The organism is Enterobacter sp. KB-221C9, assembly GCF_041320715.1.
In the GTDB taxonomy this organism is placed as follows: Bacteria; Pseudomonadota; Gammaproteobacteria; order Enterobacterales; family Enterobacteriaceae; genus Enterobacter; species Enterobacter asburiae_D.
This window is the reverse complement of sequence record NZ_JBGIWG010000012.1, coordinates 91,394-104,331: the sequence shown is the minus strand read 5'-3', so window position 1 is coordinate 104,331 and position 12,938 is coordinate 91,394. Positions and strand designations below refer to the sequence as shown.

The following is a 12,938-nucleotide window of genomic DNA, read 5'->3' as shown; positions in this document are numbered from 1 at the left end:
GATGGATTTTTATGTTAACAGCCAACAACACTGACGCAGCGTGCGCTATTAAGGGATTTCGGGCGAGGAAATGACTGAAGTTTCTGTTTCATTTTTGCTGCCAGATGGATGGCCGACATTTAAAAGACGCGGTTTTGCGTTTAGAATCATAAGACTGTACTTGGGGGATAAGATGACGACAGCAACCAGCCTGAACGAACTGCAGCAGCAAATCCGCGATCGCTACGATAGCCTGAGCAAGAGGCTGCAGCAGGTCTCCCGCTACGTGCTGGATAACACCAACAGCGTGGCCTTTGATACGGTTGCCGTCATTGCCGAGCGCGCCGACGTGCCGCCCTCGACGCTGATCCGCTTTGCCAACGCCTTTGACTTCACCGGCTTCAATGAAATGAAACAGCTGTTTCGCATGAACCTGGTGGAGGAGACCGCCAGCTACAGCGACCGCGCCCGGCTGTTCCGCGAAATGGAGAGCGAGGCCGTGCCGGAAACGCCGCTCGATATCCTGCAGGAGTTCGCCCGTTCAAACGCGCAGGCGCTGCAGCAGCTGGCCGCCCGCGCCGAGCCGGAGATGCTGGAGCGTGCGGTACAGCTGCTGGCAGATGCCGACACCATCTACATCGCCGGACTGCGCCGCTCCTTTAGCGTCGCCGCGTATCTGACCTACGCCCTGAGCCACCTCGAGTGTCGCCCTATCCTGCTCGACGGCATGGGCGGGATGCTGCGCGAGCAGATCAGCCGCATTAAGGCGCGCGACATCGTGGTATCGATCAGCTTCTCGCCGTACGCGGAAGAGACGGTGATGGTGAGCGAAACCGCTGCCAGCGTCGGCGCGCGGCAGATCGTGATTACGGACAGCCAGATCAGCCCGCTGGCGACGTTCAGCGATCTCTGCTTTGTGGTGAAAGAGGCGCAAGTGGATGCGTTCCGGTCACAGTCGGCAACGCTGTGCCTGGTGCAGTCGCTGGTGGTGGCGCTGGCGTATCGGTTGGGTGGCGGGGAGAAATAGCCCCAGTGCAGCTTGGTGGGCCGGGTAAGGTATAGCCGATACCCGGCCGCCTGAAGAGCATCAGCCAGACATTAACGGCTCCTTATCTCGGGGCAATCAGAATAACTGACGGAAGAGAGGGAATTCAGACGTTGCCCCGTAATCTGTAACACCCGCAGCAAAAGCATGATGCCGCGGCGGGTATCAGGATCGTTGAGCATGGCAAACACCTGCCGGAGCGAGGTATCCCCTTCCCGGTTAATTTGCTCTCCCCACGCCATGCGTAGCGCGGTTCCCCCTTCCCAACCGACGGTTACCACATCTTCAAACACGCCAGCCAGTTTTTCGACCATCGCGCTGTCGGTCATTTCCAGCATGTCTGCTGCTAAGGCCAGCAGATCAACCAGATTATTCAGGCGATTGCCTGCCATCAGCGGGGCAAGGCTTTTAAGTAACTGTTCCTGTTCACTCATCAGAACATCCCCCTCACGACACCCCAATAGAGACCACGGTTAAAACCGTTTCGCAGCATGCCGCCGAGTTTCGTCGCAGGCATGGGCGTCACGTCATTGCGATAGTCATACACCAACGGCATACCGGCCCAGAGCCCCATCTGCGCAACGGCCTGAACCCGTCCATCATAATGGTTACCGCTTCCGGGTGGTCTGCCGTACAGCTCCGCCACAATGTTATCGGCAACGATCGGCGCCTGGTTGTGGCACGATCCCCCGGCTTTACTGATCGGGAGGTCAACGGTATCGCCGATCACATACACCCCTTCCAGGCCGTAGACGCCCAGCGTTTGGTGATCCGTCGGCAGCCAGCCTTCACCGTTATGAACCTCACTGAGTCCCGTATTACGCACCGCTTCGACCGCCCTGATGGGAGGGGTTGCCATCAGGATGTCGAAGTTTTGTGAATCGCCCTCGGCGGAATAGGCAATTTTGCTGTCAGGATCGACATGGCTTAAGGTAAAGCCGCGCTGGTGTTGTATTCCTTTGGCAGCAAAAATATCGCCCAGCGCCTCCCCAACCGGACGCTGCAGGAACAGGCAGTTTCGCAGCAGCTGCGCGACGGTCGGATAGGTGTAAACGATCTCAACCTGATTACGTACGCCGCGCTGGCGAAGATAGTCGTCAACCATAAGCGTGGTTTCAATGGGGGCGATGCCGCACTGATGGGGAACATTAGGCGTTTCCGGGAAAGAGACGGTAATAAATATTCGCCCCTTTTTAATGGTGGAGAGCTTATGCGCTAATTGTCTTGCCGCCGCGTATTGATAAAAATGGTCACCCGCTTCGGCAAGGCCAGGGATTTTTTGCGGGAAAGGCGTGCAGCCGGTTGCGATAACCAGCAGATCCCAGTCGTAATGTTGCTTACTGGCACCGTACAGTCGACGCTGTTTAAAATCGAACGACTCAATCTTATCGGTAATAAATCGAATTTCCGGACTCAGTAACTGCCGTTCAGGCCGGGCCAGCTCATGATGATGGAAGAGGTTAAACGCGACGTACATAAACGCGGGTTTGTAGTAATGCACCGGTGATTCGGAAATCAGTACCAGCTCTACCTGACCGGCAGCAATTTCACGTCGTAATTTTCTGGCCAGCAGGTTGGCAACAATGGTTCCTCCCGTGCCGCCGCCGACAATCATTATGCGGTTTTTCATTCCTTTATTCGCTCATGGTAGTGAATGGGAATTCACGTAACCAGACCGCTTCACTGTTACGCTCAGCTAAAGGGTAGTAACAGAGCAATATTCCGCAATACAACTTTTAACGAGAAATTTAATTTTGACAATTACATCATCATTTATAATGTACGCTACAAAATATAATTTATATCCCTATAACGTAGCCTCTTCCTGTGGTCTCTTTTCATCACCATTATTCGGCAAAGAGCAGCTTTGTATACTTTTTAGATACAGCCCCGGAGCGCTGCCCGTTCGCGCCATAATAGCGATCTTCGCGGCACAGTCGTTCCTTCACATCGCAGAAAATACCGTTGGCAAAGGTGAATTCGGTCAGATCGACATTGCTCGACGTGAACACCTCGTTTGCAGCAGCCTTCTTACCGAGATACGTCTCTGTCAAATCGCGGGATAATCCCTTGTCATTGGCGCAAACATATCGGTCGCAGAGCACGCCCGATACTGGCGACTTGAGCCTGCCGGGGGTCCTGGCCTGAGCGGACATGGCGGACACGGCCAGCAGCGCGGCCACAGAGTATGAGAGGATTGCCTTGTTCAAAATGATAATCTCCGTTGGTGAATGCGTGTCGACTTTGCAGCGGCGCGGTGGAACCATTCATAAGGGGTGTAATATCCTGGATGGTTCTGAGTTTCAGCAGGAAACGCCCAGTTTAGCTTTTTGGTGACCTAACAGTTGTCGCAAGTTCGGCTCGGAGGCAATTGTAAGGGTCCTATCCAGGTGAGTCATGCGATTTTAGAGACCCGAACGACTATGCTCTACACGGAGTGGGCTTGTGGGGCGGGTTAGGTCCGGTGTGAGCGATGAGCGGAAGTTCGCAATTATTCTAACAATTGTGAATGCATGGCTAACATTGAGCTATCTTAATCAACGGGAGCAGGTCAAGGACTGCTTAGAGATTTTAAGTGAGTGCAACTCATCTGCGCTTGATAAGTGCGAACTGCAGTGTCCAGTTCATTAACATAGCGCTCAAATTCACCGACGGCATACATCAGAAACCGATCATCCATAAGTACGTTATTAGATATGGTAATTGACACACCGGCGTTCTCATCCATAGCACGAGGAATTGCACGCAGGAGGCGTTTTTCATATTCAGTTTTTTTTGTTTTTTTACAGGAAAGAGTCTTATAGTCGTCTGCAAAACCATCGCTATGGGCCATGATGTTTCGGATCACTGCTAGGTGATCGACATCCTTGATGCTTTTACCGCCAAAATTGCGTTTGAGACGCTTGTGGCAATCCTCAACCGTCTTGTGCGTTTTGTCTGTAGTCATGCACGAAAGGTCGTCCATAAGTTCGAGACAATCAACCATACGGTGTTCGAACAGACCAAAAATGGTAAGAAATACGGAGCGGCGGGTCAGCTGCGCGATCAGATGTTTGTATTCAGACCTAACTTCTTCCTCATCATAGCCAATGCTCGAGCCGCATGAATAGTAAGTGCATTGAAACGTTGTAATTCGGCCATCTTCGTGATGATATTCATCCGGATATTCTCCTGACTCAACTGCTTCTGGCTTATGAGCATCAATTAGAGCACGGGATATATTCGCTTCTGCCTGCTCCGCAAGCATTTTCATGACGGGTATCGAAGAGATTGCTCCCCATAACTTTAAGCTAAAAAATAATTTTGCCACGTCCTGATTTTCCCTTTTAAATAAATCGATTAGCTCAGATTTTAGCAATAACCTAATTTTATCCCAATTTAAAGTAATCAAGATGATAATTAAATAAAATGATACGCTATTGATAGTGTAAATTCCTCATCCAGCCCACCACCCGCTCAAATTCCCGCGTATTATTCGTCACTAGAATGGCTCCGGCTGCAATGGCATGCCCAGCAATGACCGTGTCGTTTGGACCGATTGGTGTCCCGGCTGCGGCCAGTGTGGCATTAACCTCCATGGTGGCATCCACCGCAGCCCGGTCCCATGGCAGAACGGTATCAAGGCGGGCGCAGAACGCATCAACCAGCTCCCCGTGGCGTGGCGAGGCTTTCTTTCTGACAGCCCCGAACTGCATCTCGGCATAGGTGATGGTCGAGACCACGATACGATGGTTGCGCTGCGTTTAATCACTGTTTCCGGATGCTCACGCATGATGAGCGAGCAGATATCCTGTATTATCGGGATGGTGGCATGTTCCTGTGCACATTACTGTGCAAGGCTTTTCAGGCAGTATGCTCATGGACCTCGTCTGATGGCTGAAAAGTTTGTATCGCCTTACCGCATGGCAGGTAAATCAGAAAAGAATGATGCTGCCGATGCTCAGGCTATCTGTTAGTTAAAACCGAATGAATTAAGTTCCATTTTAAATTTATCGACCATTTTTTCAACTTCGGCCACAATTCCGTCAAGCACATCTTTTCTGTTCGGGTTAGAACTGAGTTCTAAATAGGCTTTATTTAAAGCATAACTAGACAGACTATTTCTAATATCTTCACCGAATCTACTGGTGTAACCATTGGTTAATACGATACTGGTATGTCGAGGGTTGAAAGGATGTTTGTAGTAGAGCTTTGTTAGCCGTTTTAGCTGCTTTTCATCCTTGATCACTCTCGCTTTGTTACCTGTAATGTTAAGTTCCCAGCCGACAAAACCAAGCAACGAGGAATTGAACTTAGCCACTTCCTCGGCTGCTTTTTCCATGTTCAGCCCAATGCTGTCGGCAGGGGTTATTGTAAGACCACAGAACTGCGAATGTAAGCCTATGATGCCTGTATATATTATTGATATTATGTGTTAAACCATCAATAACCATTTGATCAACACAAAACTCTACGCCTTTTCGGTATTCGTTATTAAATATATCAGCGACATAAGAGTCTAGGTAATGAACTTTCGATATGGCATCTTCAAAAAAAATTCATGTTCGAAGAAGTTGTATTTGTTTAGGTGGCTGTAAAGTTTCTTTGCGTCGTAGGTTTTGTTATTGTCGACATTAAGACCGAAAATAGCGATCAGCAGACTTACTTTTGGGGTGATATTGTTGCGCAACTGTTCTATGTAAGATCTCTTTTCATTATCAGCCGATGACGGCAGATAGAAGTCTTTATCTAAATAATTCAGCATTAAAATAATGTGGTTAACATACTTAATATAAGTAGGTTTTTTAGTTGTATGGTAATAAATGCCCTTGATGGTATTAATACCCAATTTGACATTGTACTGACTGTCATCCAGTAAGGTCTTGTTAACATCCTCAAGTAATTTATTGTGCTGTTCAAGTAATATACCGTACCATTCCTTAAAAGAGGCTTTTTTCATTTCAAGAAGTGAAGCCGCCGTCAGCCTAGTCGCCTCCATTGCAGCCTTTGCACTATGTCTTGCCTCGTAAGCGGCCCATGCAGTGGCTAAAAAGGCTAGCGACGTGGCGAGCGTACCTATAACCTCTACATTTTCCTTGACTGCATCCCAGAAAATAATCATCACTGTCCCAAGGATGGGGATTAACAAAACAGGCATATTATCAGTGTCTTTGGTTAATTTTGGAATTGAATTATACCTAATCGACCATGCCAATTCAGCTAGTTTAGGGGGTTATGGCCAACCATACAGTAAGAGGGATATTTCCCGATTCGTCGACAAGAACGTCTGTTAAATGCCAATTTTCGTTTAAAATGACACTATTTTGAGGGGATTTTGCAATGGCTATTATGTGTTGATATATCAGAAATTTACTTCGTTAGCGTACGTTTTCGTTCATTGGCCTTCGGGCCCCGATACCGGAAATCCGTACCAAGAAAGCCGTAGGCCAGATAGCCGATATCCGTCGGGACGGAAAACACTCCGTGCGCAAAGCTTATTTTTAATGAGACATGACAGGCAGCTTTGAGCGAAGAGTGAACATTGGCCTTAGATAATACCTGAACTGTTCACTGAAAATACTCTAAAAATGAATGGCTTGGTTAAGCGGGATGCTTACACTTTACTTCTGTATTCACTTATCTACTGCTTTTTGTACTTATACTGCTGTGTTGCCGCGGCTTAACGTACTTACAGTTGTGCAGGATCAAAAACCGGAGTGGCCAGACCTAGCTGACTCCCTCGGGCCCCCGGAGTACCGGGTTGTCAGCCCGACTGCGCTTACCGGCAGGCCGGTAAGCTCTGCCGAACCGCGCGAGCGCGTTTCGGGCATTGTTGTTAAGGTCTGTTGGCGAATAGATAAAATATTTAAATCAAGTAAAGATTTGTGACAGCAAGAAGCAGATTCCTGAAAACTTTCATGCCTGAGACGTTTTAAACGGTCCTGAGTGAATCTCAGGAGAGCAGCGGTGCGTTATCGTTCTTCCTGAGTTGTGCCTAGGAAAACGGGACGCTGGCAACGTCCCGCTTCTTCCGTCATACCTTAGGCAGCACCTTGATTTTGTCTTTCCCTTTTCTCGACCGCTTCTGCAATCAGCGGTGCCATAAGATAAAGACCGTCAAGTGTCAGTTTTCCTTCCTCATACATCTTTAACCACGTCCTACGTTGACGTAAAACCCGCTCGTCATCGCGCAAATGCAACCGTGTGATTGTTGTCTCTGCAATAGACTGAAAAGCGGGCGGAATATTCGCGGAAATTGCTACAAGCTGCAGTGAAGGTAACAAAATTTCATACCAACCATTTTCCACAAGGAAAGGATCCAGAACGTCAGGCGTTTTGTTTTTGCTGCTGTTTATCCACGAAGATAAATACCTGTAATTTGTCCATTCATAGGCCAGGCTTTCATTTTCATTAACTGAAATGAAATGGTCTACGGTTCCGACTGGTTCGTACATAGCGCAATACGCGCACAAATCCTTAGAAGCATCGGACAAATCGCCTTTGAAAGGTGACCAGAAATCCTTTGGACGGTTGTTGGCGGGGTTTCTTTGTGCTTTAGGATGTTTTTCAAGCCATTGCTGGCCTTTGACTCGACAATCCTGATCGAATTTTGCAGGTTCAACGAAAGCTGACTGATCTATTTTTTTCATTACGCCTCCGGTAATGCTCCTGGAACCTGCTTCGTGCTCACCAGCCATCTTGGCCAGAAGTCATCATGACCGGCTAAAACACGTTTTAACTCTTTATGAATATCTTCCTTCGACTTAAGCCCATCAGGAAGGGCGTCGGTATCTCCCCTCATCAATGCCTCAGCCGCTTCAATCGCTTTTTCAGCTTCGATAGATCTGGCCTGTTGAAGACCAAAAATATCCGAGACCAGCCAGTTAGCAATATCACCCTGCTTAGACCACGGCTCCACGCTTATTTTTGCTTCCCGGTTTTCCATTTTGATATTGAAAACTCTATCCAGATTCTCATCAAATGTCGGTTCTACAGAAGAAAGAACGAGAGGTGAATGCGTCGCGACGATAATTTGTACAGATACTTTTTTGCCTGTTAATGCCTCCATAACCTTCAGCAGAGCCGGTACGACTCGTCTCTGCCATTGTGGATGCAGATGGCATTCAATCTCATCGATAAGAAATATCACTTCTTTAGCTTTACTTCTTCCAGATCTTTCACTGGCAAGTAAGTGCTCTTTCCATGTCCAGACCAGTAAATATGCTAACGCGGTAATACGGCGCATGCCGGCTGAAGCATTAGATAAAGCAACTTCCTGCCCATATGGCATTAGTAAAGAAGGATACTCTTTGACATCGTATCCAGACCGGACAGGTTTGCCAGGCGTCAGCAGTTCAGTATCCGAAGGAGAAAGCACTTCCAGCACTTTAATCAGGTCAGTAAAGGCCGGATCAGAACGACTCTGCCATAAAACCCAGTCGCTGATTAACCCGTTGCAGAAAGATGTCCCATCTGCACCCCTAAGTCCATCCCAAACTTGTTTAGGGCTAAAGTCGAAAGAACGCTGACGTCCATTGCTCTCCTCATCGAGCCAGAAATTTCGACTGGGATCCCATACGCTAAAACTGCCATCTACTCCGGCATAAATCACCACGCCAGGGATGGCTGGTCTGCCCTTTTTAAGTGGCCACTGCCAGCTCTGATCTTCTCTTTTGAAAGTGATGGAATCTTTTACGTCACCGGAAGTTGTTTTGCTGTAACTGTATTTGATTGTTGGCTTTTTTACTGACGCATGAGGAACGGCAGCATTATTCCGTGCCCATGTACGTGTCAGCGAGGACCAAGCAATATCAAGAATAAAACTTTTGCCCAGACCGTTATCACCTGTGATGAAATTCAGCCTTGGCGAAAATTCAACCGGTCCAAAAGTCGTGGCGGGCCCGACCCCTTCAAGCATCAGATGTTTTAACATGACAAACCTCCTCGCAAAAACAGGATGTTACCATTTCTCACGAGGTAGCATATAGTTCAAATTTATTAATCATGTAGCTCTCTTCGCAAACGTTTATGTCTGGTCTAAGCGCGTAACCATGAAGGGAGGAGGCTACGCGACGCAATTCGTGGAGAGGTGGCATTCGTTAGAAGGGCAATTTTTTCTGTAGCATGGTCTCATTGACGAACACATGTAGCTTAACCATTTCCGCTCATGGCATGGAGCAGATCTGCAAACTGGTCAAGGTCTGCTTTGAGCGAGATGCAGACGCTGACCTTTCATATTTGTACGATTTACTCTCTGGCCTGATCTGACGTATGTATCATAGATACAGGAACTCATTAGCATGATCGGAGATTGCATATGCTGATATATAACGTTTTTGGACGGCATATTGGCGTTCAACGTAAGCATGATCGGTGGCTGGTATTTCGTGCTGAACTGACGGAGAGAAAGTTTTTTCGACTCTATGACATCGCTATTCCAGACGATATGCCTGAAGGCGAGATTGCCGGCTGGCTGGGTGACATTTTCCATGAAGCCGCAACCGATCGTTATCCAAATGTGGAACGTATTGAATAAGAATTTAATGGATAGCCTTACATTGTGCCCGGTCCAGGCACTAACCTGGCATGATGTCGCCAGCCATGGCCCAAAAAAAGCCCGCAATCCGCGGGCTTAGAGATAATTTAGAACCTGTTAGTACCAGACGTTTCCGGTTGGGAAATCATTCCCACTCAATCGTAGCCGGTGGCTTACCGCTGATGTCATACACCACGCGGGAAATACCATTCACTTCGTTGATGATGCGGTTAGACACGCGCCCTAAGAAGTCATACGGTAGGTGCGCCCAGTGCGCGGTCATGAAGTCGATGGTTTCCACCGCACGCAGGGAAACAACCCAGTCGTACTTACGGCCATCGCCCATGACGCCGACGGAGCGAACCGGCAGGAACACGGTGAACGCCTGGCTCACTTTGTTGTACAGGTCAGCTTTGTGCAGCTCTTCGATGAAGATAGCATCCGCGCGACGCAGCAGGTCGCAGTACTCTTTCTTCACTTCACCCAGCACGCGCACGCCCAGACCCGGACCCGGGAACGGGTGACGGTAGAGCATGTCGTACGGCAGACCCAGTTCCAGACCGATCTTACGCACTTCGTCTTTGAACAGCTCGCGCAGCGGTTCTACCAGACCCATCTTCATCTCTTTCGGCAGGCCGCCCACGTTGTGGTGAGATTTGATGACGTGTGCTTTACCGGTTGCGGAGGCCGCAGATTCGATCACGTCAGGGTAGATAGTGCCCTGCGCCAGCCACTTGACGTCTTCCAGCTTCAGCGCTTCTTCGTCGAACACTTCCACGAACACGCGGCCGATGATCTTACGTTTCGCTTCAGGATCGTTCTCGCCTTTCAGCGCGTCCAGGAAGCGCTGCTCGCCTTCAACGTGAATGATGTTCAGACCGAAGTGGTCGCCGAACATGTCCATGACCTGCTGGGCTTCATTCAGACGCAGCAGACCGTTGTCCACGAACACGCAGGTCAGGTTTTTGCCGATGGCGCGGTGCAGCAGCATCGCGGTCACGGAGGAGTCCACGCCGCCGGAGAGGCCGAGGATCACTTTGTCATTGCCAACCTGCTGGCGAATACGCTCAACGGCGTCGTCGATGATTTTTGCCGGGGTCCACAGGGCTTCACACTGGCAGATGTCACGCACGAAGCGCTCCAGCATGCGCATACCCTGACGGGTGTGGGTCACTTCCGGGTGGAACTGCACGCCGTAGAAGCGTTTTTCTTCATTCGCCATGATGGCGAACGGGCAGCTTTCGGTGCTGGCAACGGTCACGAAGTCAGACGGGATGGCGGTAACTTTATCACCGTGGCTCATCCACACGTCCAGCAGCGGTTTGCCGTCTGCGGTCAGGGAATCTTCGATACCGCGCACCAGCGCGCTGTCGGTGACGACTTCTACCTGTGCGTAGCCAAACTCGCGCTCGTTGGAGCCTTCTACGTGGCCGCCCAGCTGCATTGCCATGGTCTGCATACCGTAGCACACGCCGAATACCGGCACGCCAGCTTCGAACACGTACTGCGGCGCGCGCGGGCTGTTCTCTTCGGTGGTGCTTTCCGGGCCGCCGGACAGGATGATGCCGCTTGGATTGAATTCGCGAATCTGTGCTTCCGTGACATCCCACGCCCACAGCTCACAGTAAACGCCCAGTTCACGTACGCGACGCGCCACCAGCTGAGTGTACTGCGAACCGAAGTCCAGGATGAGAATGCGATGTTTATGAATGTTTTCCGTCATTGACGCTAATTCCGAGGCAAGTGAAACAGATTAAATAAATCGCCCGACACAAGGTCGGGCGAAGAAAATCAGGAGCCCAGACGATAGTTCGGGGACTCTTTGGTGATCGTCACGTCGTGAACGTGGCTCTCCTGGATACCCGCACCGCTGATGCGTACGAATTCCGCTTTAGTACGCAGCAGGTCAATGGTACCACAGCCGGTCAGACCCATACAGGAGCGCAGGCCGCCCATCTGCTGGTGGATGATCTCTTTCAGGCGGCCTTTATAGGCAACGCGACCTTCGATACCTTCCGGCACCAGTTTGTCTGCGGCGTTATCGGTCTGGAAGTAACGGTCAGAGGAACCTTTAGACATCGCGCCCAGGGAGCCCATACCGCGATAAGATTTGTAAGAACGACCCTGGAAGAGTTCGATTTCACCCGGGGATTCTTCGGTACCGGCCAGCATGGAGCCAACCATTACGGCAGCGGCGCCCGCGGCGATCGCTTTGGCGATGTCGCCAGAGAAGCGGATGCCGCCGTCAGCGATAACCGGAATACCGGTGCCTTCCAGCGCTTCAACCGCGTCAGACACGGCGGTGATCTGTGGAACGCCCACGCCGGTCACGATACGCGTGGTACAGATAGAGCCAGGGCCGATACCCACTTTCACCGCGCTGCAGCCGGCGTCAGCCAGCGCGCGAGCGCCTGCGCCAGTGGCTACGTTGCCGCCGATGATCTGCAGATCGGGGTATTTGGCACGGGTATCACGAATACGTTGCAGAACGCCTTCGGAGTGGCCGTGAGAGGAGTCAATCAGCAGGACGTCAACGCCCGCAGCAACCAGCGCGTCAACGCGCTCTTCGTTACCGGCACCTGCGCCAACCGCAGCGCCAACGCGCAGGCGGCCATGCTCGTCTTTACAGGCGTTAGGCTTACGTTCTGCTTTCTGGAAGTCTTTAACGGTGATCATGCCGCGCAGGTGGAAGCTGCTGTCAACAACCAGCGCTTTTTCAACGCGTTTTTCGTGCATTTTTGCCAGCACCACGTCGCGGGTTTCGCCTTCGCGAACGGTAACCAGACGCTCTTTTGGCGTCATGTACACGCTGACAGGCTGGTTCAGGTCAGTCACGAAACGCACGTCACGACCGGTGATGATACCGACCAGTTCGTTCTCTTCGGTCACAACCGGGTAACCGGCGAAGCCGTTACGTTCGGTCAGGGCCTTCACTTCGTGCAGCGTGGTGGTTGGCAGAACGGTCTGTGGGTCAGACACGATGCCGGATTCATGTTTCTTCACCAGGCGAACTTCTTCCGCCTGACGTTCGATGGACATGTTTTTGTGGATAAAGCCAATGCCACCTTCCTGTGCCAGGGCGATAGCCAGGCGCGCTTCAGTCACGGTGTCCATTGCCGCAGAGAGCATAGGAATGTTCAGGCGAATGGTTTTCGTCAACTGCGTGCTGAGATCGGCAGTATTCGGCAGAACGGTGGAGTGAGCGGGAACGAGGAGGACGTCGTCAAACGTCAGTGCTTCTTTAGCGATACGTAGCATGGGCAATATCTCTGACCTGGGTGGTTAAATATTGCCGTGGCATTATACAGAGCGTAACCGATTGCATCCACACTTTTTTAAAAAAAATGCTTGCGATTGCCTCTCAGCAGGTTACTATCGACTGAATAACTTGCTGATTTA

General features: G+C 50.5%; 12 protein-coding genes and 2 pseudogenes. 3 read left to right on the top strand and 11 right to left on the bottom strand.

The features are described 5' to 3' along the window. Positions 1-172 precede the first annotated feature (172 nt). Positions 173-1,006 carry a MurR/RpiR family transcriptional regulator gene (locus AB8846_RS17570; protein WP_023338648.1) on the top strand — a complete coding sequence of 278 codons (834 nt, stop codon included), beginning with the start codon at positions 173-175 and terminating at the stop codon, positions 1,004-1,006. Positions 1,007-1,077: 71 nt separating this feature from the next. On the opposite strand, the gene AB8846_RS17565 is transcribed toward AB8846_RS17570, so the two are convergent. From AB8846_RS17565 to AB8846_RS17545, 5 genes and pseudogenes are all read right to left on the bottom strand, one after another. Next, complete coding sequence (locus tag AB8846_RS17565) at positions 1,078-1,458, bottom strand: DUF1641 domain-containing protein (RefSeq protein WP_370733285.1); 381 nt, start codon at positions 1,456-1,458, stop codon at positions 1,078-1,080. Continuing rightward, entirely contained in the window at positions 1,458-2,654 is a 1,197-nt protein-coding gene (locus tag AB8846_RS17560; RefSeq protein ID WP_370733284.1) for an NAD(P)/FAD-dependent oxidoreductase, read from the bottom strand. Before AB8846_RS17560 ends, AB8846_RS17565 begins: the two co-directional genes overlap by 1 nt. 217 nt (positions 2,655-2,871) lie before the next feature. Further along, the gene (locus AB8846_RS17555; RefSeq protein ID WP_370733283.1) at positions 2,872-3,234 is read right to left on the bottom strand and encodes a YcgJ family protein; all 363 of its coding nucleotides are present in this window, start codon (positions 3,232-3,234) and stop codon (positions 2,872-2,874) included. A 341-nt stretch (positions 3,235-3,575) separates the two neighbouring features. Beyond that, a complete protein-coding gene (locus AB8846_RS17550; RefSeq protein ID WP_370733281.1) occupies positions 3,576-4,334 on the bottom strand; it encodes a hypothetical protein in 759 nt (252 codons plus the stop codon). 106 nt (positions 4,335-4,440) lie between these two features. Next, positions 4,441-4,796 (bottom strand): annotated as a pseudogene (locus AB8846_RS17545) (type II toxin-antitoxin system VapC family toxin). A gap of 19 nt (positions 4,797-4,815) precedes the next feature. On the opposite strand from AB8846_RS17545, the pseudogene AB8846_RS17540 reads away from it, so the two are divergent. Then, positions 4,816-4,977: pseudogene (locus tag AB8846_RS17540) on the top strand (IS110 family transposase); the annotation flags it as partial. Here AB8846_RS17540 and AB8846_RS17535 read toward each other — a convergent pair. From AB8846_RS17535 to AB8846_RS17520, 4 genes are all read right to left on the bottom strand, one after another. Next, complete coding sequence (locus tag AB8846_RS17535; RefSeq protein WP_370733279.1) at positions 4,977-5,345, bottom strand: hypothetical protein; 369 nt, start codon at positions 5,343-5,345, stop codon at positions 4,977-4,979. The pseudogene AB8846_RS17540 and the gene AB8846_RS17535 overlap by 1 nt on opposite strands. A gap of 177 nt (positions 5,346-5,522) precedes the next feature. After that, positions 5,523-6,161, bottom strand: coding sequence for a hypothetical protein (locus AB8846_RS17530; RefSeq protein ID WP_370733278.1), 639 nt, complete (start codon positions 6,159-6,161; stop codon positions 5,523-5,525). Positions 6,162-7,044: 883 nt separating this feature from the next. Next, positions 7,045-7,653: a hypothetical protein gene (locus AB8846_RS17525; protein ID WP_370733277.1), complete on the bottom strand. Its 609-nt coding sequence runs from the start codon at positions 7,651-7,653 to the stop codon at positions 7,045-7,047. Further along, positions 7,653-8,936, bottom strand: coding sequence for an AAA family ATPase (locus tag AB8846_RS17520; protein ID WP_370733276.1), 1,284 nt, complete (start codon positions 8,934-8,936; stop codon positions 7,653-7,655). Before AB8846_RS17520 ends, AB8846_RS17525 begins: the two co-directional genes overlap by 1 nt. Before the next feature lie 384 nt (positions 8,937-9,320). Here AB8846_RS17520 and AB8846_RS17515 point away from each other — a divergent pair, with 384 nt between their 5' ends. Beyond that, a complete protein-coding gene (locus tag AB8846_RS17515; RefSeq protein WP_370733275.1) occupies positions 9,321-9,539 on the top strand; it encodes a hypothetical protein in 219 nt (72 codons plus the stop codon). A gap of 145 nt (positions 9,540-9,684) precedes the next feature. Here AB8846_RS17515 and guaA read toward each other — a convergent pair whose 3' ends face one another. Both guaA and guaB read right to left on the bottom strand, forming a co-directional pair. Continuing rightward, entirely contained in the window at positions 9,685-11,262 is a 1,578-nt protein-coding gene (gene guaA / locus AB8846_RS17510; protein ID WP_370733274.1) for a glutamine-hydrolyzing GMP synthase, read from the bottom strand. A gap of 68 nt (positions 11,263-11,330) precedes the next feature. After that, positions 11,331-12,797, bottom strand: a complete 1,467-nt coding sequence (guaB, locus tag AB8846_RS17505) for an IMP dehydrogenase (RefSeq protein WP_063143434.1) — start codon at positions 12,795-12,797, stop codon at positions 11,331-11,333. Between the last annotated feature and the right edge of the window lie 141 nt (positions 12,798-12,938).